Raw genomic sequence first — 23,799 nt, 5'->3', positions numbered from 1 at the left:
CCCAGCACGTTGAATTTAAAGGCAAAAATGCTTGTGCGCAACCTGTTGTTTCTATTGAAAAATCTTTGAAAACTCAAATGCAGCACATAAATGCTGAAGACTAATATATTTGCTGGGTATTTTACCCCATGCCGGGGCAAGTGGGAAGCCCTATGGCTACGGCATGGATTCCATACCCCGCAGGAAGCGTGGCCAGTCGAAAGCCGGTCCGGGATCGGTTTTGCGTCCCGGTGCAATGTCGGAGTGTCCCACGAGGTCGCGAAGCGGGTAGGCGCGCCGCAGCACGCGCGTCAGGCGGATGAGCACGGCGTACTGGCGGTCGCTGAACGGCAGGGAATCGGTGCCTTCGAGCTCGATGCCGATGGAAAAATCGTTGCAGGCAGCGCGTCCTTGCCAGGCGGATACTCCGGCATGCCAGGCGCGCCTGGAGCAGGGTACGAACTGGATGGTCTCGCCGCTGCGCCGTATCAGGAAATGAGCGGAGACCCGCAGCCCCTTGAGTCCGGAAAAATACGGATGCGTGCGGGTATCCAGGGTGTTGGTGAACAGTTGTGTGATCGCCTGTCCACCGAATTGTCCGGGTGGTAGGCTGATGTTGTGGATCACCAGCAGGCTGACGGAGGTGCCGGGGGGGCGGCGATCACAGTTGGGTGACGGAATGCGGCGCATGCCGCTGACCCATCCGGTGTTCCGTACTTTCATGGCAGGGGCGCTCCTGCCGGAAATGGCAGAGACGGGCGTGCGTTTTTCATCCGGGGGTCAGGAGGGTTCCGTCTTGTCCATGTGGGCAAGACGGTGCGCATCGCTGCAGAAGTGCTGCTGGCCTGCGGTAATGCTCTCGCCCTTGGGCAGGTGCACGCCGCAATGGGCGCAGCGCACCATGTTTTCGCTGGGCGCTGGAGGGGGTTCCGGTTCCGGAGGTTTTTTGCGGAAGCGCGTGATCAGCAGGAAGATGGCCAGAAACAGCAGGACGAGGGTGATTACGCGATTCATTCCGACAGGCTCCACCGAAACCATTCATGATAGGTAATTGCCAGGTAGGCAATCACCAGTGTGAACAAAAGCAGTCCGCCCGCCTTGGTTCTCCGGGATATTTTGCGGGCGGCCTCGGGGGTTTCCCGGGTCATGCGCGGGGTACGCCGGCGGTACTTGAACATCAGGTAGAGGACTACCATGAGAACAATGACAATCAATATGCGCAATATGCGACTCATTCCGCCTTACTCCACCGCAACCGCTCATGAATAGAAATTAAAAAGGGCAACCTCCGCCCGGGAAAGCGAAAGGATTCTTCGTCCGCTGGGAAGCGGCCAGGAGTGTTCTGGGGGTTTCCAGCATTTTTCCGGCATTTCCAGGTGCAGGAAGGATGTACCCGCAGGCGGTATTGTGCCATAGCTTGCCGTTCCGAGTCAGGTGTGGTGATCGGCATCCGGCGGAACCCGGAGTCGGGCTGGAATTTCATTTGCGCTTGCCTCCTGCCGGATTGTCCGCCACCAGCCGCAGCAGCGCGGTTTTCAGGGGGGAATCCTGCAGTTTCAGGGTGAAATCGGACAGCTCCTGCCGTCCGGCGGCGCTGAGCGCGCCGGCCCGGTGCCGGGGCGGGGAGGGCGCCACGGTAATCTGCACTTTGACGCGGATGCCGGAAATCCTGTAGCCCATGTGCTGGAACTGTTCGGTCAGGCCGGGGGCCATTTGCCGCAACTTGGCCGCCACCGATGCGTTGTCTGATGCGATGACCAGCGTTTGCTGGTCTATTTTTAGCACATGGCTGGCGTGCGCCAGGGGGGTGATGCTGCGGAAATCCCGTTGCATTGACTGGAGCTGTTCCGCCAGATGCGACAGCTGGCGCAGTTCCCCGGTATTGTGGAAATAGGAATTGAGTCGGTTTGGCACGGTATCCGGTGAATTCAGGTAGAGCAGAAACAGGATGCAGAAATGAAACCCGGAATGGTATGCGGAAGCGCACGGTTTGCAAAGTGCCGGTTCGGTGTATCTCCGGGAGCATGGCATCCCATGCTCTTCCCCGCGCTGGTGGGTGTATTCGGATTAACCGGAGCAGTGTGGTAAGATGGCAATATATTGAGCATATGCAATTCATGATTGACGCTGGGTTTATGGTGCGCGTTTTGCCCTGTGTTGTCCAGTCATGCCTTGTGGATGGCATGGTGGCGGTGCGCATGCCGGGGAAAGCTTGTCCGGACGCAGGAACCGTGGTTCCTGCCCGCCCTGTGCAAAACAGGGGGAAGCGTTCGACAGGATACCCGGGTGAGGTACAGGGGTAAGGCGTTGCGCTCTTTTTTGCTTGCAGACCGGAATTGAAACCTGAAAAAATTACAAGATGATTTCTAAATTATTAAAAAATATTTTTGGCAGTCGCAACGATCGTCTCCTCAAGCAATACCGCCAGATGGTGGCAAAAATCAACTCCCTTGAATCCGGGGTGGAAAAACTTACGGACGAGGAGTTGCGTGCCAGAACGGAAAGCTTCAGGCAGCGTTATGCCGCGGGTGAGACCCTGAACGATTTGTTGCCCGAGGCTTTTGCCGTGGTGCGTGAAGGTGGGAAGCGCGTTCTGCAAATGCGTCACTTTGATGAGCAGCTGATCGGCGGCATGACCCTGCACTACGGCAAGATTGCGGAAATGCGCACGGGCGAGGGAAAAACCCTGATGGCAACCCTGCCGGCCTACCTGAATGCAATTTCCGGCCAGGGCGTGCATGTGGTGACGGTAAACGATTATCTGGCGTCTCGCGATGCAGAGTGGATGGGGCGGCTGTACCGTTTTCTCGGCTTGTCGGTCGGGGTGATCCTGTCGCAGATGGATCATGCCGAAAAGCAGGCGGCGTATGCTGCGGATATCACCTACGGCACCAATAATGAATTCGGTTTCGATTACCTGCGCGACAATATGGCTACCCACGCAGGCGAGCGGTTCCAGCGCAAGCTGAACTTTGCCATCGTGGACGAGGTGGATTCTATCCTGATCGATGAAGCGCGCACCCCTCTGATTATTTCCGGCCAGGCGGAAGACAATGTGGACATCTATGTCCATATGGACCGGCTGGTGCCGCATCTGATCCGTCAGCAGGAGGAGAATGGCCCGGGTGACTATTCGGTGGACGAGAAGAGCCGCCAGGTTTTGCTGACGGAAAGCGGGCACGAGCATGCCGAACAACTGCTGGCACAGGCCGGGCTGCTGCCTGCAGGCGGCAGCCTGTACGATCCTGCCAACATCATGCTGATCCACCATCTGTATGCCGCGCTGCGCGCGCATACGCTGTTCATCCGTGACCAGCACTATGTGGTGCAGGGCGCAGAGGTGGTCATCGTGGATGAGTTCACCGGCCGAATGATGTCCGGAAGGCGCTGGTCTGATGGTCTGCACCAGGCGGTGGAGGCCAAGGAAGGGGTGGCGATCCAGAAAGAGAATCAGACGCTTGCTTCCATCACGTTCCAGAATTATTTCCGCCTGTACGGCAAGCTGGCCGGCATGACCGGTACTGCAGACACCGAAGCGTTCGAGTTTCAGCATATCTACAATCTGGAAACCGTGATTATCCCGCCGCACCGGCCTACGGTACGCAAGGATATGATGGACAAGGTCTATCTCACCGCAAATGAGAAATACCGGGCCGCCATTCAGGATATCAAGGATTGTTACAGCCGCAGCCAGCCAGTACTGGTCGGCACGACTTCGATTGAAACGTCGGAATTGCTGTCCAGCCTGCTGGATAAGGAAAAGTTGCCGCACCAGGTATTAAATGCCAAGCAGCATGCACGTGAGGCTGAAATCATTGCGCAGGCCGGAAGTCCGAAAATGATCACGATTGCAACGAATATGGCCGGTCGTGGAACGGATATTGTGCTGGGCGGAAACATAGAAAAGCAAATCGATGCGATTCGTATGGATGCCAGCCTGGATCAGGCCGTGCGCGAGCAGCGCATCGCCCAGTTGCGCGCGGAATGGCAGGGGATACATGATCAGGTGGTCAAAAGCGGCGGACTGCATATCATTGGAACGGAACGCCACGAATCGCGACGGGTCGATAATCAGTTGCGCGGCCGCGCGGGACGCCAGGGTGACCCGGGTTCCAGCCGTTTTTACCTGTCGCTGGAAGACCCGCTGCTGCGGATTTTTGCTTCCGAACGGGTAGCGGCGATCATGAACCGTTTCAAGCTGCCGGAAGGTGAGGCGATTGAGCATGTCTGGGTTACTCGTGCGATCGAGAATGCGCAACGCAAGGTCGAAGCACGGAATTTCGATATGCGTAAGCAGATTCTGGAATATGACGATGTGGCGAATGAGCAGCGCAAGGTAATTTACCAGCAGCGCAATGATCTGCTGGAGACCACGGATATTACCGATACCATTGATGCCATGCGCGATGGGGTCATCGAGGAGATGATCCATTCGTTCATCCCGCCGCAGAGCATGGAAGAGCAGTGGGATGTACCGGGTCTGGAAGCGGCACTGGCTTCCGAATTCCAGTTGCCCTTGCCGCTCGGGGAATGGCTGGAGCAGGACAAGCAGCTGGATGAAACCGCCTTGCGCGAGCGCGTGCTGCAGGCTGCACGGCAGCTGTATCGGGAAAAGGTGGAGCAGGTCGATGCGGAAATGATGCACGGGTATGAGCGGGTGATCATGCTGCATAGTGTGGACGTGCACTGGCGCGAACACCTTTCGGCCCTGGATCACTTGCGCCAGGGGATTCACCTGCGGGGCTATGCGCAGAAAAACCCCAAGCAGGAGTATAAGCGCGAGGCGTTCGAGCTGTTTTCCAGCATGCTGGATGCGATCAAGCTGGATGTTACGCGGACATTGATGAACGTACGCATCCGCACCGAGGAGGATATCGAGGCGGTAGAAGAACCTCATGCACCGGAAAATGTGCAGTATCATCATGCCGGTTATGATGAGGCTCTGGCTGCCGGGGAGGGTGATGCAGATGCAGAGCAGAAGCCGTTCGTACGCGTGGAGCGGAAAGCGGGGCGGAATGACCCATGCCCGTGCGGTTCGGGAAAAAAATACAAACAATGCCACGGCAAGTTAACTTGACTGATTTTTGAATAGGGGAGACCGCGATGATGACCGAGGACCTGATATTGGAGACCCTGCGCAATTCCACGTTGACCGAAGAATTGCGCGACGCCGAGATCGAACTGCTGGCGGGGGTGGTGAAAGTGCAGGAATACAAGGCGGGCGAATTCCTGCTCCAGCCGGGCAACAGCAGCCTCAGGAATACCCTGATGATCCTGGCGGCCGGTAAAGTGGAGGCAACGGCTTCCCTGGAGGGGGAAAAAGCCACGCTGCATTTGCTGCAGCCAGGGGATCTGGCGGGCATCATCACTTTTGTCGGCGGGACTGCGGCGCAGATCAGCGCTACTGTAGTTGCCAAGTCGGACAGCAAAATGCTGTTGCTGGAACGTTCCAGCCTCGAATCTTTTCTCAGCACGAACCCGGCCATTGTGTACTATGTGATGCGCGGCATCGTGCGTCACGTGCACGGTATCGTGCGGCGCATGAACATGCAGTCGCTGGAAATGAGCAACTATATACACCAGCAGGGCGGGCGTTACTAGCAGCCCGGCTTGCCGGGTTCCGTGCGGCCCTGCCTGCCGGACAACCATGCACATCTTTCCGGCTGGGTACGAACCGGTCCGGTTGTTTAATTGTTAACCTGTAAAAACAGAAATGCCAGTTCATCTCCTTCCTCCCGCTGCAGCCGATCTTAAACCTGTCAAGGGTCTGTTACTGGGGACGGCGGAAGCTGGTATCAAGAAGCCTGGGCGCCAGGATCTGCTGCTGATGCATCTGTCCAGGCAGGCGACGGTGGCGGGGGTGTTTACGCAAAACCGTTTTTGCGCTGCACCGGTACTGGTTGCGCGCGAGCATCTGGCTGCGGGCAAGGGGGTGCGTGCGCTGGTGGTGAATACCGGCAATGCAAATGCCGGTACCGGGGAGCAGGGGCTGGCGGACGCGCGGGCAACTTGCGCGGAAGTGGCAAAACTGCTGGATTGCGAGACAGAGCAGGTGCTGCCGTTCTCTACGGGCGTGATCATGGAGGCGTTGCCGGTATCGAAGCTGGTTGCAGGCCTGCCAGACTGTGTGGCCGCCCTGCGCGAGGATAACTGGCTCAACGCAGCGCAGGCCATCATGACTACGGATATCGTTGCCAAGGGGGTATCCAGGCAGATTACCCTGGACGGGACAGTGGTTACCGTTACCGGGATTGCCAAGGGTTCCGGCATGATCCATCCCAATATGGCAACCATGCTGGGTTATATTGCCACGGATGCGGTGATCCCGCAGCCCCTGCTGCAACAGCTGGTAACGCATGCCTGTGATGCTTCTTTCAATTGTATCAGCGTGGACGGGGATACCTCCACCAATGATGCACTGATGCTGATTGCGACCGGAACGAGCAAGGCGCAGCCTATCCTGGATGAGAAAAGCCAGGCATTCCTGCAATTGCAGGCTGCCATCAGGGAAGTGGCCATCTTGCTGGCGCAGGCGATCGTGCGGGACGGTGAGGGGGCGACCAAATTCATCACGGTGCAGGTGGAAGGTGGAAGGAATGTGGCGGAATGCAAGCAGATCGCCTATGCCGTAGCGCGCTCGCCACTGGTCAAGACTGCATTTTTTGCATCGGATCCCAATCTTGGGCGTATCCTCGCAGCCATTGGTTATGCCGGCGTACAGGACCTGGATGTGCAGCGCGTACGGTTATATCTGGATGAGGTACTGGTGGCGGAACAGGGTGGACGCGCGGCCAGTTATCTGGAGGAAGAAGGACAGCGCGTGATGCAGCACAGCGATATTGTCATTCGGGTCGTGCTGGATCGCGGGGAGGCCTCTGCCCAGGTATGGACTTGCGATTTTTCATACGATTATGTGAAGATCAATGCCAGCTACCGCAGCTAGGCGCGGGAGGCCGACCGTGGAGATCCGGGGCAATCCGCCAGCTTGATCGGGTTACGGGTCCTGCGGGGCCCGTCCGGACTGGTTCGCGCGGGCCAGTTCGTCCGGGGTTGGAAACAGGTTGCGGTACATGGCATACATGGAGCTGATCATGACCGGCAGGAGTATCAGCCAGCCCAGCATCATGGGCATGGATGCGATCATCATGAACAGTGCCATCATTATGCTGTAGCTGAGCAGCGGGAGAAAGTTGCGCAGACAGGCACGCAGGCTGGTTTTCAGTGCCTCGACCGGAGGTATCCTGTCGAAAACGACCAGCATCGGGGCAAGCTGCATCGCCAGCAGCAGCAGGCTGAACAGGGTCATGCCCAGTACCATTGCTATGCCGGCTCCCTCTGCGGCCTCCATCAGTATGTTCGGGTTGTTTACAGGACTTTGATTGATCAGGACGTTTACCAGGGAGTCGCCGCCGGTAAGCATGATGACTCCCAGGATCAGCATCTGGCCTATGAGGTTGATGCCGCCCAGCGTGACCAGTTGCGCCGTGCTGTGATGAAACCCGGCAAATAAATGTGAAAGCTCCAGTTCTTCGTCGTTTTCAAGTGCGCGGCAGCCACGCATATAGCCAGCAAGCAGGATCGGGAACAGCAGGGTGGCGAGCGGATCGCCGACTACCGGGAGGGTGGAGAGGGCGATCAGCCCGGTTACACCGATTAGGGACAGCACGACCCACAATACCGGACTTTTTTTGAATAACCAGAACCCTTGCTTGATCCATAGCCAGCCGTTTGCAATTCCTACTTTTCGTGATTCCATGGAATGTCTCGCTATAGCCAGAATGGGTTGCGGTTTGCAGGATCGATGTGCTGCTGCAATATGGATTTGAACTGATTCGGGTTGTGTGCGTTTACCAGTTCGTTATCGCGCGGCAGGTGCAGGTCATAGAGGCGCGAGAGCCAGAAGCGCAGCGCAGCCGCGCGCAGGGCGAGTGGCCATGCCTGGCGCTCTTCTTCCTGGAATGGTCGCACCGCATGGTAGGTTCGCAGCAAGGCATGGGTTTTGGTCTCATCCAGAAGATAGTCTGCGCCCAGACACCAGTCATTGACGGTGATGGCGACATCGTACAGGAGGCTGTCGTTGCAGGCGAAGTAGAAATCGATCAGGCCGCCGATGTGGCTGTTGTCAAATAGTACATTGTCCCGGAACAGATCGGCGTGGATGATGCCCTGGGGTAGCGCTGCGAGGGTATGCTGCTGGTGGAACGCAATTTCGCTTTGCAGCAGGTCTGCATCCTGCGGTGACAGGAATGGAATTACCTGTTGCATTGCATCGGTCCGCCAGGTGGCAGCATGGGAGTTCGCCATGGCTGCGGGAAAGCTTTGTGCAGCGATGTGCAGTCTTCCGAGCATGTCGCCGATGGCTGCGCAGTGGGCCGGTTCGGGGTGTTGAAGCGATTTCCCTGGAAGGCAGTTGACAATGCAGGCAGGTTTGCCGTTCAGTCTGCTGAGGATCTGGTTGTGCCGGTTTGCTACCGGGCAGGGGCAGGGAATGCCGTGGCTGGCCAGATGAGCCATCAGGCCGAGATAGAATGGCAGCTCGCTGGCGGTCAGCTTTTCGAACAGTGTCAGAACAAAACGGCCGTTGCTGGTTGTAACAAAGTAGTTGGTGTTTTCAATGCCGGATGCAACTCCCTGCATTGCCAGCAGCTGGCCTAGCGGGTAATCCTCCAGCCATGAGCTCAGCTCCGATTCGGTGATGCGGGTAAAAACTGCCATGTTTGGGAACTCGTGTCAGAATCTATGGATGACCCAACGCGGGGGGCGAAAATTCGGATCCAGGTGTTCATAATGAGTGAATTTGCCATCACCGAGGTCATCGATCAGGTAATAGGCAGGTCCAACCTTGGGAGTGATCTTGATCATGTAGAGTTTCCCGCCCGCACGGTATTCTTCCACGCTCGGCGTAACCGCTTTCCGGGTGATGGCGGGAGCTTCTGTCCCCAGAGCCGGGCCATCATGATCTCCCGGGAGAAGGGCGGCCGGCTGGGTCGAGGGTGGCTGCTGCCATTTCTCTTCTCTGGGATCGAATGCAGGGGGCGGCGGCAGTGGCTGCAGGCCGGGCAGCTGCTGCTGGGCAGCCGAGGCGGAGCAGAGGAGCAGGCTGCCCAGGGACAGGGAGACCAGCAGTCGCATCAAACTTTTCGGGTGATTTTCCATGATTGCATTTTAGCCGATAAGAAAGAAAAAGGCTTGACCAAACGCACAATTTCCTGAATCTGCTCCTGCGTCCGGACGGATCAAAGGTTGAGCTGCATTTCACGTTCCGCGTCGGAAAGTTCAAAGCCGCGCGTTTCGTAGTGGCTGAAGATTGCGCTGACGATCGCTTCCGGTTGGTCGATCAGCTGGATCATGTCCATGTCTTCCGGATTGATCATGCCTTCCGCGAGCAGGGTATTCCGGAGCCAGTCGAGCATGCCTCCCCAAAATTCAGCGCCTACAAGAATAATGGGAATGCGCCGCGATTTGCCCGTTTGTACCAGGGTGAGCGCTTCCATCAGTTCATCCAGCGTGCCGAAGCCTCCGGGCATCACGACATAGGCACTGGCAAATTTTACAAACATGACCTTGCGCACGAAAAAATGCTGGAAGGTCTGGGTGATGTTCTGGTAGGGGTTGTTGTGCTGCTCGTGCGGCAATTGGATGTTCAGGCCGACACTGGGCGATTTGCCGTAGAATGCGCCCTTGTTGGCGGCTTCCATGATTCCCGGTCCCCCGCCGGAGATGACGGAAAAACCAGCATCGGAGAGCAGCCGGGCAATTTCTTCGGTTTTTTTGTAATATGGCTGGTTGGGCCTGGTGCGGGCACTGCCGAAGATGCTGACGGCGGGCTGGATGATGCCCAGCCTGTCCGTGGCCGACACGAATTCGGACATATAACCAAATATTCGCCAAGCCTCTTTTGAGTTCCACATGTCCGGTACATTGGAGGGAGGCAGTTTGGGCTTATAGCTCATGATTTAAAAGAGTCCTTTTACAAAAATGAACACATTGCTGCTGGTTGATGGCTCGTCTTATCTTTATCGCGCATTCCATGCAATGCCTGATCTGCGTAGTCCGCATGGTGACCCGACGGGTGCGATCTACGGCGTGCTGAACATGTTGCGCAGCCTGCGTGCGGGATATCCGGCGGATTATAGCGCCTGTATATTTGATGCCAAAGGAAAAACCTTCCGTGACGACTGGTATGCCGATTACAAGGCGCACCGTCCGGAAATGCCGGAGAACCTGGCGGTGCAGATTGCTCCGTTGCACCAGCTGATTGCTGCTTCTGGCTGGAATATCCTGATGATGGAAGGGGTGGAGGCGGATGATGTGATTGGTACGCTGGCCTGCCAGGCGGCATCGGCCGGCGCGCGATGCATTATCTCCACGGGGGATAAGGACCTGACCCAGCTGGTCAACAGCCGGATCCAGCTGGTCAATACCATGAGCAGTGAAACGCTGGACGAGGCAGGTGTGCTGGCAAAATTTGGCTTGCCGCCGGCAAGCATGGTGGATTATCTGACCCTGGTTGGAGATGCGGTGGATAATGTTCCGGGTGTGCCCAAGGTGGGTCCCAAGACCGCGCTCAAGTGGCTCAAACAATACGGAACCCTGGATAACTTGATGTCGCATGCACATGAAATTTCCGGTGTGGTCGGCAACAACCTGCGCGATGCGCTGGAATGGCTGCCGCAGGCGCGCAGGCTGCTTACCGTAAAGTGTGATGTTGCATTGCCGATGCGGTATGACGAACTGGTGCCGCCCCCGCAGGATGCCGCGCAACTCCGCACCCTGTTCGAACGTTTTGGCTTTAAAACCTGGCTGCGCGAATTGTCTGCTCCGTCCACGGCGCTTCCGGAACCAGGGGACGGGGCGGGTGAAGGCATGATGGGAGAGAATGCGCCAGCATCAGTGGAATATGAAACGATCCTGACGGAAGCCCGGTTTGAGATCTGGCTGGATAAAATCCAGCGGGCAGAATGGGTGAGCCTGCATACCGTGGCTGCAGGGTCGAGCATGATGAATGCGCAAATCGTGGGTATCTCGTTTGCCGTCGGGCCTCAGGATGCAGCCTACCTGCCGCTGGCACACCGCTATCCCGGGGCGGCAGACCAGATCGGACGTGAATATGCGCTTGCAAGGCTCAAGCCGTGGCTGGAAAGCGCGCAGTATAAAAAGGTGGGACACGATCTCAAATATGATCAGCATGTCTATGCAAACCATGCCATTCACCTCGCAGGCATTGCCGGGGATACGCTGCTGCAATCGTATGTGCTGGAAAGCCACAGGTCACATGAGTTTGACAATCTTGCGCTCCGCCATCTCGGGGCAAAGATTGTCAGTCATGCCGAAATCGTGGGCAAGGGAGCCAGGCAGATTGGCTTTGATCAGGTGGATCTGGCAGCCACTGCGCGTTATGCGGCGATCCATGCGGACACGGCGCTGCAATTGCACCAGATGCTGATTGCTGAGATCAGGACCCAGGGCAGGCTGGAAGAAGTATATTTTAATATTGAGCTGCCGGCGCGTCAGGTGTTGTATGTCATGGAGCGCAACGGGGTGCTGATGGACAGCGCAAGGCTGGCGCGACAGAGCCGTGAGCTGGGCGAAAAGCTGATGAATCTTGAGGCGCAGGCTCATGGCGCGGCAGGCCAGCCTTTCAATCTCAACTCCCCAAAGCAGATTCAGGAAATCCTGTTTGATAAACTTGGCCTGCCCGTCAGGAAAAAGACGCCAGGCGGGACCCCTTCCACGGATGAAGAGGTCCTGCAGGAGCTGGCGCTGGATTATCCTCTGCCCAAACTGCTGCTGGAATACCGTGGCCTGGCAAAACTGAAATCCACCTATACCGACAAACTGCCGCTCATGGTGAATCGGGAAACCGGGCGGGTGCACACCAGCTATTCGCAGGCCGTGGCCGTGACCGGACGGCTGGCTTCCAGCGATCCCAACCTGCAGAACATACCGGTGCGTACAGCAGAAGGGCGCCGTATCCGGGAAGCGTTTATTGCGCCTCCGGGGAGTCGCATTGTTTCCGCAGATTATTCGCAAATCGAGCTGCGGATCATGGCGCACTTGTCCGAAGACCAGAATCTGCTCAGGGCATTCGCGAACGGCGAGGATATTCACCGGGCTACCGCAGCAGAAGTATTCTGCACGCCTGCGGATGCGGTGAGCAACGAGCAGCGGCGCTATGCCAAGGTGATCAACTTTGGCCTGATTTATGGCATGTCCGCGTTCGGTCTGGCTTCCCAGTTGAATCTCGATCGCAGCGCCGCGCAGCAGTATATTGACGTTTATTTCATGCGTCACCCAGGGGTGGCGGGTTACATGCAGCGGACGCGACAGCAGGCCAGGCAGCAGGGTTATGTCGAAACCGTGTTCGGACGCAGGCTCTGGCTGCCGGAAATCAATGGTGGCAATGCCATGCGCCGGCAGGCTGCCGAGCGTGCCGCGATCAATGCGCCGATGCAGGGTTCGGCAGCAGACTTGATCAAGCTGGCAATGATCGCGGTGCAAAACTGGCTGGAGAATAACGGAATGAATTCCCGCCTGATCATGCAAGTCCATGACGAGCTGGTGCTGGAGGTGCCGGACAGTGAGGTGGCGCTGGTAAAGGAGAAGCTGCCCGGGCTGATGTGCAATGTGGCCAGCCTCAAGATTCCGCTTGAGGTGGGGCTGGGCGAGGGAGAAAACTGGGAAGCGGCCCATTGATCCGCTTCGCATGGAAGAATATTCAGGAGATCGGACGAACCCGGTCTGGTTAGAAGGGTAGCAGGACAGCCGTAGGGATAGATTGCACAACGCGGGTAATATGCCTCTGCATTTTTTCCGACAGCAGGATTGCGTACAGATCCAGGCTGCCGATCATTTTTCCGAATTCACGTTCAAAGCTGAGGTTGCGCTCGTGATCATTGATTTCATTGGTTAGCAGGGTAAGCTGGCCGTTGCTGTCGCGTTTGTTGGAGAGCTGCCAGACGACGATCTCGATGTTGCGCGCGGCGTTAAAGATGTTTTGCGGATCTATGGAGTCGGTGATATAGAAATCGGTTTTTCCTCCGTGCGCCTTGATCAACATGGTTTGCAGGCCTACGATCAGAGAGAGTACCCGGTCACCCTGAAAGTCGGGATGGAATGCCTGCTGGATTGCATGGGAGCCCTGCGCTTCGTTGATTTCCGGGAAACGCCAGCCATGCTGATTTGCAAATACCGCTGCCGCGGTTTCTTCCGGACCTGCCATGGCGCTTTTCTTCAGTTCGTTCGGGTTACGCTTGTAGAGTTTGACCATCAGTGCCTGCAGAATCTGGGTATTCTCGCGCACCTCCAAGTCGGTCAGACGGTCCAGGTCGGTTTTGCCAAGCTGACTGATGAAATTGCGGTCGGTATGCTCCGGAATGTGCTTGCCGTTTATTGCAGGTCTGTCAGTGGAGCACGCTGCAAGCAGGAAAATTGCGCTGCTTGCGGCGAGTTTCATGCAGCATGGATGGAATGGTAAGGGCATGCTGTTTTGCAGTTACTGTTTGTATAATATTGCCCGGACGGAGCGTCGCATCATGATCGCATTTACAGTGTTCGCATACAGAGTAAACAGAAGAAGTATAAATGAATCCCTGCATGGAAGCATTTTGTATTGCGATGTCCTACCGAAAAGTCCGGTAATTCCGAATTTTTTTCGAATTAGATGCAATTCCTGCTAATCTTGCACCTTAATCGGCATTATTTATTTTTAACTCATGTCAGTCATGCAAAGTTATTTAAACCGGATTCTCACTGCCCGCGTATATGACGTGGCGATTGAAAGCCCTCTGGATCCTGCCCCAAATCTATCCTTGCGCACCGGCAATCATGTGCTGCTGAAGCGCGAAGACATGCAGCCGGTATTTTCCTTTAAGCTGCGCGGTGCGTATAACAAGATGTCACATTTGACCGCTGCACAGCTCGAGCGCGGTGTGATTGCCGCCTCGGCGGGTAATCATGCCCAGGGAGTGGCTTTGTCCGCGCAGAAGATGGGCTGCAAGGCAACTATTGTCATGCCGGTAACCACCCCCCAGATCAAAGTGGATGCGGTTACCAGCCGCGGGGCAGAGGCGATATTGCATGGCGATTCCTATTCTGACGCCTACACTTATGCGCTGGAGTTAAAGCAGCAACAAAAGCTTACTTTTGTCCACCCTTATGATGATCCAGATGTTATTGCCGGGCAGGGGACGATCGGCATGGAAATTTTGCGTCAGCATAGTCATCCTATCCATGCGATTTTTGCCCCGATCGGGGGAGGCGGGTTGATTTCGGGTGTAGCCGCTTATGTCAAGGCAGTGCGTCCGGAGATCCGGGTGATCGGGGTGCAGCCCGTGGAATCGGATGCCATGAGCCGCTCAGTCCAGGCAGGCCGGCGCGTCAGGCTTGAGCATGTCGGTCTGTTTGCCGATGGGGTGGCGGTAAAACAGGTTGGCCAGGAAACTTTCCGCCTGTGTTGCGACCTGGTGGATGAAATCGTGCTGGTTGATACAGATGCCATTTGCGCGGCAATCAAGGATGTGTTCGAGGATACGCGCACCAGTCTCGAGCCCGCCGGGGCGCTTGCAATTGCCGGTGCCAAGTTGTATGCCGATCGCGAAAAAATAAAAGGCCAGACGCTGGTAGCCATTGCCAGTGGCGCCAATATGAACTTTGACCGCTTGCGTTTTATTGCGGAGCGTGCCGAACTTGGCGAGAAACGCGAGGCGATTCTGGCAGTGAGCATCCCGGAAACGCCCGGGAGTTTCCGCAAATTCTGTACTTTGCTGGGGCAGCGCAATATTACCGAATTCAATTATCGTTATGCGAACCCCATGGAGGCGCATGTCTTTGTCGGGGTCCAGGTAAAAAATCAGCAGGAAACCGGCAAGTTGCTGGCGACGCTGGCCAGGCATACTCTGTCTGCGGTGGATTTCACCGATAACGAGATAGCCAAGCTGCATGTGCGCCACCTGGTAGGGGGCCGTGCCCCCGGCTTGCAGGACGAAATCCTGTTTCGTTTCGAATTTCCGGAACGTCCCGGCGCTCTGATGAATTTCCTGAACAGCATGAACCATAGCTGGAATATCAGTTTGTTCCATTACCGCAACCATGGTGCGGATTACGGCCGGGTGCTGATTGGCATGCAGGTGCCGCATCAGGACAAGAAGCCGCTGCGGATTTTTCTTGACAATCTGGGCTATCGTTACTGGGATGAAAGCGATAATCCCGCGTATAGATTATTTTTGAATTAATTCCCTGTCCATACAAAATATCCAGTCGCTTCAGGATTGATCCTGCTCCGGGCGATCTGCTGTTTTTTCCGCATATCAGGATATTTTTGCGTACCCGTCCGGTGCAGGAAAAAGGATCCGGCTGTCAGCAGTGGCGGAATTTGCAGTCATCTGCTGACAATATTTTCATCCATGAAGCGGGTTCCGGGCGGGATGCGGACAATATGGAACACGGGAATATCAGGGCACGGGAATGCTGCAAATGACAACTCAGGTTAGGAAGCAGGCGATCAGACAACGTATAATTATAGACCGCGAGCGATTGGGCGCGGATGAAAGGGCAATCAAAAGTCATCAGATATCGAAGCGGATCGCCAGCCTGGAAGCTTATCGCAAGGCCGGGACAGTGCTGGCATACATGAGTTTTGGAGCGGAGTATTCCACCAGGGAACTGGTGCGGCAGGCGTTGCGGGAGGATAAGCGGGTGCTGCTTCCACGAGTGAATGTGGCCACGAAAGAGCTGGATCTATACCAGGTGAGCAACTTGCAGCATGATCTGGCTCCTGGCCAGTGGAATATACCGGAGCCCCTGGTAGAACGCTGCCCCAGAATAGATTTATTGCGGGATCTGGATTTTATTTTGTTGCCGGGAGTGGCATTCGGGCGGGACGGTGTGCGGCTGGGGTATGGTGGTGGCTTTTATGACAAGCTGCTGGCACGGATTGCGGTTACTTGGCAGGATCATTTTCCTGCGCTGGTTGCAGGGGCTTTTTCCATGCAGCTGATCGAGGGAATCCCGCAGGAACAAACGGATTATAAGGTGGAATGGATTGTTACGGAGAATGAGGTCATTCCATGTGCAGCCCATTAAAGATGGATAAGATGTGCCCGGGAATGTCCGCAAAATAAAATTCCTGGTACGTAAAGTTGCCGATCAACAATGTGTAATTAGAGAGTGTAGATATGTCAGAAGATTTGCCTGATTACGATTCACAGGAAACACAGGAGTGGCTGGATGCACTGGATTCGGTACTGGAGAATGCAGGCGCAGAGCGGGCCCATTTTCTGATCAGCCAGCTGGTTCGCAAAGCGCACCTGGCGGGTGTGAATCTGCCGCAAAGCACAATTACCCCTTATCTGAATACCATACCGTTTGATAAGGAGCAGCGTTCCGCCGGCAATCATGAGCTGGAGCACCGCATTCGCGCCCTGACGCGATGGAATGCCATGGTGATCGTGCTGAATGCGAACCGGGAGTCTTCTGAACTGGGGGGGCATATTGCCACCTTTGCGTCGGCAGCCACGCTGTATGACGTGGGTTTTAATCATTTTTTTCACGGAAAGACCGAAAATCACGGTGGCGATCTGGTTTATTTTCAGGGGCATGCATCGCCAGGGATTTATGCGCGGGCGTTTCTTGAGGGACGTCTCAGCGAGGAGCAGTTATACCGTTTTCGCCAGGAAGTAAATGGAGGTGGGCTTTCTTCGTATCCTCACCCGTGGCTGATGCCGGATTTCTGGCAGTTTCCCACGGTGTCGATGGGGTTAGGGCCGCTCATGGCCATTTATCAGGCGCGTTTTATGCGTTATCTGGAATACCGTGGGATTGTCAGGACCGAGGGGCGCAAGGTGTGGGCTTTTCTCGGGGATGGTGAGACGGACGAACCTGAATCGCTAGGTGCCATTTCAATGGCTGCGCGCGAGAAACTTGATAATCTGATTTTTGTTGTGAACTGCAATCTGCAGCGGCTGGACGGCCCGGTCCGCGGGAACGGAAAGATTATCCAGGAGCTGGAAGGGGTATTCAGCGGTGCAGGCTGGAACGTCATCAAGGTTGTGTGGGGCGGAAAATGGGACCGGCTGTTTGCGAAGGACAAGAGCGGAATTCTATTGAAGCGCATGGAAGAGGTGGTGGACGGCGAATATCAGACCTATAAGTCGAAGAATGGTGCCTATGTGCGCCAGCATTTTTTCGGCAAATATCCGGAATTGCTGGAGCTGGTCGCAGATATGTCGGATGACGAAATCTGGCATCTGGATCGCGGGGGCCATGATCCGCATAAAGTTTTTGCTGCCTATGCTGCCGCTGCAAGCCACAGTGGACAGCCTACCGTTATTCTGGCCAAGACCGTTAAGGGTTACGGCATGGGTGAGGCTGGTGAAGCGCAGAATATTACACATCAGCAAAAAAAGGTCGGGGAAGAGGCATTGCGCAAATTTCGCGACCGCTTCAATATCCCCGTGACCAATGAGCAGATCGGCAAGTTGCCATTCTGCCGCCCTCCTGCGGATAGCCTGGAAATGATCTACCTGCGTGAGCGCAGCCAGGCCATGGGTACGTTACCCGTGCGTAGAATAGAGGCGGAACCATTATCTGTACCTGGGCTGGAGACTTTTGATGTTTTGCTCAAGGGCACGGAAGGACGCGAGATTTCCACCACTATGGCTTTTGTGCGTATGCTGGGCATCCTGGTGAAGGATAAAAATATCGGCAAGCGGATCGTGCCTATTGTGCCGGATGAATCGCGTACTTTTGGTATGGAGGGGTTGTTTCGCCAATTCAGCATTTTTTCCCAGGTGGGGCAGCTGTATACCCCCCAGGATGCCGATCAGCTCATGTTCTACAAGGAAGACAAGGCCGGGCAGATTTTGCAGGAAGGGATCAATGAAGCTGGCGCGATGTCGTCGTGGATTGCTGCTGCCACTGCTTATGCCAATCATGGCGTAGCGATGGTCCCGTTCTATATCTATTATTCCATGTTCGGTTTTCAGCGTGTGGGTGATCTGATCTGGGCGGCAGGAGACCAGCGGGCACGAGGATTCTTGCTGGGGGGTACGGCAGGGCGCACTACTCTAAACGGAGAGGGTCTCCAGCATCAGGATGGACACAGCCATCTGACGGCTGCAACCATTCCGAACTGTGTGTCCTATGATCCTGCTTTTGCCTACGAGCTGGCGGTGATTGTTCATGACGGCATGCGCCGTATGTATCAGAAGCAGGAGGACGTTTTTTATTATCTTACTGTGATGAACGAGAATTACGCGCACCCGGCCATGCCGGAAGGAGCAGAGACTGGAATCATCAGGGGTATGTATCTGTTTCAGGAGGGCAAGGACCAGTCTGCCGCAGCGCCTAAGGTGCAGCTTCTGGGTAGCGGAACGATTCTGCGCGAGGTGATAGCTGCCGCTGCATTGCTGGCGCAAGATTTTGGTGTGGATTCCGATGTGTGGAGTGTAACCAGTTTCAATGAGCTGCGTCGTGAAGGACTGGATTGCGAGCGCTGGAACATGCTGCACCCCGAGGCTACGCCGCGTGTAAGTTACGTGGAGCAGTGCCTGGGCAGGCGCAAGGGACCTGTAATCGCCGCTACAGATTATCTCAAGAGCTATGCCGACCAGATCCGTGCTTTCCTCCCCGGCCATTACAGGGTACTGGGGACGGATGGTTTCGGGCGTTCCGATACGCGTATCAATCTGCGCTGTTTTTTCGAGGTAGATCGCTATCATGTGGTGCTTGCCGCACTGAAAGCGCTGGCTGACGAAGGCCAGATTGCCTTGAGCGAGGTCAGCAAAGCGATTCAACGGTACAATATCAATCCCGACAAACCGAATCCGACTACGGTCTGAGTGGGCAGGAGACAGGCGTGGCAGAAATCAGACAGGTATTGATGCCGGACATTGGGGATTACAAGAATGTTCCGGTAATAGAAATCATGGTAAAGGCCGGTGATGTGGTCGAGGCGGAGCAACCCCTGCTGGCCCTGGAAACGGACAAGGCAACAATGGATGTCCCCGCACCATTTGCAGGGGTAGTCCATAAGGTTTATGTCAGTGCAGGGGATAAGATATCGGAGGGATCCCTGATCCTGTCGATCGAAACCGATGTGGCAGCAACGCCTCCCGTGTCAGCCCCGCCCGCCGCGGCGGCTCTGGAAAATGCGCAGCAGGCGGGCAGCCCGGTGGCTGCGGCACCCGCCGAAACACCTGCAGCAGATCCTCTACCTGTTGTGCCAGCCGATATCCAGGTCATTCAGACAGGGAAGGTGCATGCCAGTCCATCCGTGAGGCGTTTTGCGCGGGAACTGGGGGTCGATCTTGCGCGGGTGAAGGGGAGCGGAGAAAAAGGCCGCATTACTAAAAATGACGTGCAGGGTTTTGTGAAGGCAACGCTTGTACAATCGCAGCGTGGAACAGGTTCGGCAGGGTTGCCGATCGCCGCAATGCCGGAAATCGATTTTTCCAGATTTGGAGCGATCGAGAGCAGGCCGCTATCACGCATCAAGAAGCTTTCGGGAGCCAACCTGCATCGCAACTGGGTCACTATTCCGCATATTACCCAGCATGATGAAGCCGATATCACCGAGATGGAGGTATTTCGTAAGGAGCTGGGTGAGGAGTATTCGAAACAGGGAGTAAAAATTACTCCGCTAGCCTTTATTCTCAAGGCGGTAGTGACGGCTCTGCAGCAATATCCCGACTTCAATTCATCACTGGATAGCAGCGGTGAGAACCTGATATTAAAAAAATATTATCATATCGGCGTGGCTGTGGATACGCCGGATGGTTTGGTGGTTCCTGTGTTGCGAGACGTCGATCAGAAGGGGGTGGTGCAGCTGGCGCGGGATTTGGCTGAAATCAGCGGCAGGGCCCGGGAGAAGAAACTGCCTGCAACAGCCATGCAAGGAGGCTGCTTTTCAGTATCCAGCCTCGGCGGCATCGGGGGGACCGCGTTCACCCCGATCATCAATGCTCCGGAGGTTGCCATTCTTGGGGTATCCAGAGCCAGTATAAAACCGATCTACAAGGAAGGCGAGTTTGTGCCGCGCCTCATGCTGCCGTTATCGCTCTCATATGACCATCGCGTTATTGATGGTGCAGCGGCGGCGCATTTCATGAGCTACCTTGGCAAGGTGCTGTCGGATGTCCGCCGGCTGGTACTGTAACCTGTGAGCCCGGTTCCGATCGGAATTCTGGGGGGTACGTTTGATCCGATTCATAATGGACATCTGCGCCTCGCACAAGAAGCATTGGAGCAATGCAGCCTGGGAGTGATCCGCTTTGTTCCGGGCGGGACTCCTCCGCACCGTAATACCCCGCGCGCCAGCGCTGAACAGCGTCTTGACATGGTTCGCCTCGCATTGCATGGTAATCAGTCATTCGAACTGGATGATCGTGAGATTTTTCGCATCGATCCATGCTATACCGTTGATACGCTTTCCGCGCTGCGGGCCGAGTTGGGCGCTATGCAGCCATTGTGTCTGCTGATGGGGGGGGATGCTTTTCTGACGCTGGATTCATGGCATCAGTGGAAACAATTATTCGAGTTGTCCCACATTGTGGTTGTGCAGCGCGGCGGACAGCCTTTGGGTAATGCTGTAAACGGGGCTAGTGTACCGTTGCGGGAAGAGTACCAGGCACGACTTGCTCTTGCGCCCCGTATCCTGCATGAATCACCCGCCGGCGCGGTTCTGGTTGTGGATATGCCTGTCCTGGAAATTTCAGCCACGGATATCCGCAAGCGATGTGCGGAAAGAAGGAGTATCCGTTATCTCGTGCCGGATTCCGTAGCGGATTATATTAAATTTCACCATTTTTATACCTGATATGCTAACGATCGAAGAAAAAGTTTTGGCCGTAGTTGCCGCCCTGGAAGATATCAAGGCAAATGATATTTGCGTGCTGGATACCAGCAAAAAAAGTCCGATGTTCGAGCGCATGGTGATTGCCAGTGCCAATTCACCCCGCCAGACCAGGGCACTTGCCGATCATGTATCCAAGCAGCTCAAATCACGTGGTGAGCAGATACTCAGCGTGGAGGGTGAGGAAAGCGGGGAGTGGGTGCTGGTCGATCTTGGGGATGTGGTAGTGCATGTTATGCAGCCCGCAGTGCGTTCTTACTATCAGCTGGAAGATCTGTGGAGCATGAGGCATTTACCGCCAAATGCGACCAATGAGGTAAAATGAAATTCCGGTTGGTGGCAGTTGGGCACAAGATGCCTGGCTGGATTGACGCAGGCTTCTCCGGGTATGCAAAGCGTATGCCTCGCGAGGCTAGAATCGAGCTGATCGAAATTAAACCGGAGCCGCGTACTACCGGAAAGACCGTGGCGCAGATGATGGAGTCGGAAGGCCAGCGAATCTTGTCTGTCCTGCCGCAGAATGCCTTCTGCATTGCACTGGATGAGCGCGGAACCCATTTTTCCACCCGCCAGCTTGCGCAGCAAATGCAGGACTGGATGGGCAAAGGGTGTGACGTGGTTTTCATTATCGGGGGAGCAGACGGCTTGCATGATTCGGTAAAAACCAGAGCGCAACAGCAGATGGCGCTGTCTGCCCTGACGTTGCCACATGGCCTGGTCCGGATCCTGCTGGCCGAGCAGTTGTACCGATCCTACAGTCTGCTGCGTGGTCATCCGTATCATCGCGAGTAATGCGGACTTCTTGAACAGAATTTTCCAGGAGCCATGACCAGTCATCCGCAAATCTATCTTTCCTCGCAAAGCCCGCGTCGCAGGGAATTGCTGAAGCAAATCGGGGTCAGTTTTGAAACACTGTTGCTGCATTCCTCCCCGGGCCTGAATATGGAGGTAGATGAATCCCCTCGCACCGGAGAAGCCCCCGAGATCTACGTGCAAAGGATTTGCCAGGATAAGGTGAATGCCGGAAGAAAGGTGCTGCGTATCCGTAATCTACCCCCCCTCCCGGTTTTGGCTGCGGATACTTGTGTCAGTCTGGATGGAAAAATTATCGGTAAACCACAAGATAGTGAGCAGGCTGTAGCGATATTGCGTACGCTTTCCGGCTGCCAGCACCAGGTATTAAGTGCGGTTGCGGTTTCTTTTGAAGGACGAACGGAAATGCGGCTGTCTGCCAGCAAGGTTACCTTCGCAAGGCTGAGCGAGGAACGTATCAGGCGTTATGTCTTCACCAGCGAACCGCTGGACAAGGCCGGAGCGTATGCCATTCAGGGTTACGCTGCGGCATTCATACAACACATAGATGGCAGCTACTCAGGCGTAATGGGCTTGCCCCTGTTCGAAACGGCAGAGCTGCTGCAACAATTCGGTTACCCCATTCTGTGAATGAAGAGATTCTTATTAATGTTACCCCGCAGGAAACCCGTGTTGCAGTAATGCAGCAGGGAATAGTGCAGCAGCTTCACATCGAGCGTGGCAGCCACCTCGGGATTGTCAACAATGTGTACCTGGGACGTGTCAAACGTGTGCTGCCCGGTATGCAATCCGCTTTTGTCGACATTGGGCTGGAACGTTCCGCTTTTCTGCATGTTGCGGATATATGGGAGAATCGCAATTGTGGCGATTCCGCCAGGCCGATTGAGAAAATGCTGCATGAGGGACAGAACCTGCTGGTGCAGGTTATCAAGGATAGCATAGGCAGCAAAGGGGCCAGGCTTTCCACGCAGATCAGCATTGCCGGACGTTTGCTGGTGTTTTTGCCACAGGAGTCCCATATCGGTGTATCGCAACGCATCGAGAATGAGGCCGACCGCGAGTTGCTGCGCAGCCGGTTACAGCAATTGTTGCCGCTAAAAGGAAGCGGCGGCTATATTGTGCGTACCATGGCCGAGACCGCAACGGAAAAAGAGTTGCGTGCCGACATGGAGTACCTCAATAAGCTATGGGTCAAGCTTCAGGATCAGGCGAAGGCCGGTTCCGCTCCCTGCCTGCTGTACCAGGAGCTGAATATCAGCCTGTGTGTATTGCGTGATTTTGTGAATGACAGTACGACGCGCATCCTGGTCGATTCTGGCGAAACCTACCAGCGCATGAATTTGTTTGCGCAGGATTTTATTCCCGGCATGGTGTCCCGGCTGGAACATTATTCCGGGGGGCGTCCCCTGTTCGATCTGTACCGGGTGGAAGAGGAAATTGAGCGGGCCTTGTCCCGTCGTGTGAATCTCAAATCAGGCGGTTATATCATCATCGACCAGACGGAAGCACTGACCACGGTTGACGTCAATACCGGCGGTTTCGTCGGGTCCCGGAATTTTGACGATACGATTTTCAAGACCAATCTGGATGCAGCACAGGTCATTGCCCGTCAGTTGCGCCTGCGGAATCTGGGCGGCATCATCATTTGTGATTTCATCGACATGAATAGCCAGGAGCACCGTGATGCGGTGCTGGAAGAGCTCAAGAAATCTTTGGCTTGCGATCCTACACGGATTACCGTCAACGGATTTTCCCCCCTTGGCCTGGTTGAAATGACACGCAAGCGCACTCGGGAAAGTCTTGCACAAATATTATGCGAACCTTGCCCCACATGCGGTGGACGTGGTGAGGTCAAGACCGCGCAAACCATTTGTTATGAAATTGTGCGCGAAATAATGCGCGAAGCCCGCCAGTTTGACGTGCGGGAATATCGTATTCTGGCTTCGCAACGGGTCGTGGATTTGTTTCTCGACGAAGAGTCGCAATGTCTGGCCCAGCTTTCCGAGTTCATTGGCAAGCCCGTGTCGCTGCAGGTCGAGACTTTATACAGCCAGGAGCAATATGACATCATCCTGGCTTGATTTTGCCACTCTCGCATTCCCATAATTCGATAGCGCGAAGCAAAATCACCTGTGATCCGGCCGGTGGCTGGGAGC

Annotated in this window: 23 protein-coding genes; 14 read left to right on the top strand and 9 right to left on the bottom strand. The window is 55.5% G+C overall.

Annotated elements, in window-relative coordinates:
* Nucleotides 1-156: 156 nt before the first annotated feature.
* From ampD to KJA68_RS03000, 4 genes are all read right to left on the bottom strand, one after another.
* Nucleotides 157-669, bottom strand: a complete 513-nt coding sequence (gene ampD, locus KJA68_RS03015; RefSeq protein ID WP_320412100.1) for a 1,6-anhydro-N-acetylmuramyl-L-alanine amidase AmpD — start codon at nt 667-669, stop codon at nt 157-159.
* 90 nt (nt 670-759) lie between these two features.
* A complete protein-coding gene (locus KJA68_RS03010) occupies nt 760-993 on the bottom strand; it encodes a PP0621 family protein (protein ID WP_213035449.1) in 234 nt (77 codons plus the stop codon).
* A complete protein-coding gene (locus KJA68_RS03005; RefSeq protein ID WP_213035448.1) occupies nt 990-1,214 on the bottom strand; it encodes a hypothetical protein in 225 nt (74 codons plus the stop codon). Before KJA68_RS03005 ends, KJA68_RS03010 begins: the two co-directional genes overlap by 4 nt.
* Nucleotides 1,215-1,458: 244 nt before the next feature.
* On the bottom strand, nt 1,459-1,893 hold the full coding sequence (locus KJA68_RS03000) for a DciA family protein (RefSeq protein WP_213035447.1): 435 nt from the start codon (nt 1,891-1,893) through the stop codon (nt 1,459-1,461).
* A 203-nt stretch (nt 1,894-2,096) separates the two neighbouring features.
* On the opposite strand from KJA68_RS03000, the gene KJA68_RS02995 reads away from it, so the two are divergent.
* The 4 genes from KJA68_RS02995 to argJ all read left to right on the top strand — a co-directional run bounded on the left by KJA68_RS02995 (nt 2,097) and on the right by argJ (nt 6,922).
* Nucleotides 2,097-2,282, top strand: coding sequence for a hypothetical protein (locus KJA68_RS02995; protein WP_213035446.1), 186 nt, complete (start codon nt 2,097-2,099; stop codon nt 2,280-2,282).
* 56 nt (nt 2,283-2,338) lie between these two features.
* On the top strand, nt 2,339-5,056 hold the full coding sequence (gene secA, locus KJA68_RS02990) for a preprotein translocase subunit SecA (RefSeq protein ID WP_213035445.1): 2,718 nt from the start codon (nt 2,339-2,341) through the stop codon (nt 5,054-5,056).
* A 26-nt stretch (nt 5,057-5,082) separates the two neighbouring features.
* Entirely contained in the window at nt 5,083-5,580 is a 498-nt protein-coding gene (locus KJA68_RS02985; RefSeq protein ID WP_213035444.1) for a Crp/Fnr family transcriptional regulator, read from the top strand.
* A 112-nt stretch (nt 5,581-5,692) separates the two neighbouring features.
* Nucleotides 5,693-6,922, top strand: coding sequence for a bifunctional glutamate N-acetyltransferase/amino-acid acetyltransferase ArgJ (gene argJ / locus KJA68_RS02980; RefSeq protein WP_213035443.1), 1,230 nt, complete (start codon nt 5,693-5,695; stop codon nt 6,920-6,922).
* A gap of 51 nt (nt 6,923-6,973) precedes the next feature.
* Here the strand turns inward: argJ and KJA68_RS02975 are convergent, their stop codons facing one another.
* The 4 genes from KJA68_RS02975 to KJA68_RS02960 form a co-directional block, all read right to left on the bottom strand.
* A complete protein-coding gene (locus tag KJA68_RS02975) occupies nt 6,974-7,735 on the bottom strand; it encodes a BPSS1780 family membrane protein (protein ID WP_213035442.1) in 762 nt (253 codons plus the stop codon).
* Nucleotides 7,736-7,746: 11 nt separating this feature from the next.
* Nucleotides 7,747-8,694 (bottom strand): homoserine kinase, encoded by a 948-nt coding sequence (locus tag KJA68_RS02970; RefSeq protein WP_213035441.1) that lies wholly within the window; start codon nt 8,692-8,694, stop codon nt 7,747-7,749.
* A gap of 15 nt (nt 8,695-8,709) precedes the next feature.
* Nucleotides 8,710-9,135: a DUF2782 domain-containing protein gene (locus KJA68_RS02965; RefSeq protein ID WP_246487043.1), complete on the bottom strand. Its 426-nt coding sequence runs from the start codon at nt 9,133-9,135 to the stop codon at nt 8,710-8,712.
* Between the two features lie 80 nt (nt 9,136-9,215).
* Entirely contained in the window at nt 9,216-9,932 is a 717-nt protein-coding gene (locus KJA68_RS02960; RefSeq protein WP_213035440.1) for an LOG family protein, read from the bottom strand.
* A 25-nt stretch (nt 9,933-9,957) separates the two neighbouring features.
* On the opposite strand from KJA68_RS02960, the gene polA reads away from it, so the two are divergent.
* Nucleotides 9,958-12,675 (top strand): DNA polymerase I, encoded by a 2,718-nt coding sequence (polA, locus tag KJA68_RS02955; protein ID WP_213035439.1) that lies wholly within the window; start codon nt 9,958-9,960, stop codon nt 12,673-12,675.
* A 49-nt stretch (nt 12,676-12,724) separates the two neighbouring features.
* Here the strand turns inward: polA and KJA68_RS02950 are convergent, their stop codons facing one another.
* Entirely contained in the window at nt 12,725-13,462 is a 738-nt protein-coding gene (locus KJA68_RS02950) for a hypothetical protein (RefSeq protein WP_213035438.1), read from the bottom strand.
* Nucleotides 13,463-13,694: 232 nt separating this feature from the next.
* Between KJA68_RS02950 and ilvA the strand changes: the two genes are divergently transcribed.
* The 9 genes from ilvA (at nt 13,695) to rng (ending at nt 23,724) form a co-directional block, all read left to right on the top strand.
* Nucleotides 13,695-15,212 carry a threonine ammonia-lyase, biosynthetic gene (gene ilvA / locus KJA68_RS02945; RefSeq protein ID WP_420887622.1) on the top strand — a complete coding sequence of 506 codons (1,518 nt, stop codon included), beginning with the start codon at nt 13,695-13,697 and terminating at the stop codon, nt 15,210-15,212.
* A gap of 241 nt (nt 15,213-15,453) precedes the next feature.
* Nucleotides 15,454-16,062 (top strand): 5-formyltetrahydrofolate cyclo-ligase, encoded by a 609-nt coding sequence (locus KJA68_RS02940; RefSeq protein WP_213035436.1) that lies wholly within the window; start codon nt 15,454-15,456, stop codon nt 16,060-16,062.
* A 92-nt stretch (nt 16,063-16,154) separates the two neighbouring features.
* The gene (aceE, locus tag KJA68_RS02935; RefSeq protein ID WP_213035435.1) at nt 16,155-18,818 is read left to right on the top strand and encodes a pyruvate dehydrogenase (acetyl-transferring), homodimeric type; all 2,664 of its coding nucleotides are present in this window, start codon (nt 16,155-16,157) and stop codon (nt 18,816-18,818) included.
* A gap of 17 nt (nt 18,819-18,835) precedes the next feature.
* Nucleotides 18,836-20,134 (top strand): dihydrolipoyllysine-residue acetyltransferase, encoded by a 1,299-nt coding sequence (gene aceF, locus KJA68_RS02930; RefSeq protein WP_213035434.1) that lies wholly within the window; start codon nt 18,836-18,838, stop codon nt 20,132-20,134.
* Nucleotides 20,135-20,137: 3 nt separating this feature from the next.
* Nucleotides 20,138-20,794, top strand: a complete 657-nt coding sequence (nadD, locus tag KJA68_RS02925) for a nicotinate-nucleotide adenylyltransferase (protein WP_213035433.1) — start codon at nt 20,138-20,140, stop codon at nt 20,792-20,794.
* A gap of 1 nt (nt 20,795) precedes the next feature.
* On the top strand, nt 20,796-21,155 hold the full coding sequence (gene rsfS, locus KJA68_RS02920; RefSeq protein WP_213035432.1) for a ribosome silencing factor: 360 nt from the start codon (nt 20,796-20,798) through the stop codon (nt 21,153-21,155).
* Entirely contained in the window at nt 21,152-21,622 is a 471-nt protein-coding gene (gene rlmH / locus KJA68_RS02915) for a 23S rRNA (pseudouridine(1915)-N(3))-methyltransferase RlmH (RefSeq protein ID WP_213035431.1), read from the top strand. The genes rsfS and rlmH overlap by 4 nt, the downstream gene beginning before the upstream one ends.
* A gap of 33 nt (nt 21,623-21,655) precedes the next feature.
* A complete protein-coding gene (locus KJA68_RS02910; RefSeq protein WP_213035430.1) occupies nt 21,656-22,273 on the top strand; it encodes a Maf family protein in 618 nt (205 codons plus the stop codon).
* Complete coding sequence (gene rng, locus KJA68_RS02905; RefSeq protein ID WP_213035429.1) at nt 22,270-23,724, top strand: ribonuclease G; 1,455 nt, start codon at nt 22,270-22,272, stop codon at nt 23,722-23,724. The genes KJA68_RS02910 and rng overlap by 4 nt, the downstream gene beginning before the upstream one ends.
* Nucleotides 23,725-23,799 lie beyond the last annotated feature (75 nt).

Origin of the sequence: Candidatus Nitrotoga fabula, assembly GCF_905221025.1 — a bacterium.
Classification (GTDB): Bacteria; Pseudomonadota; Gammaproteobacteria; order Burkholderiales; family Gallionellaceae; genus Nitrotoga; species Nitrotoga fabula.
This window is presented reverse-complemented; position numbering and strand designations above follow the sequence as displayed.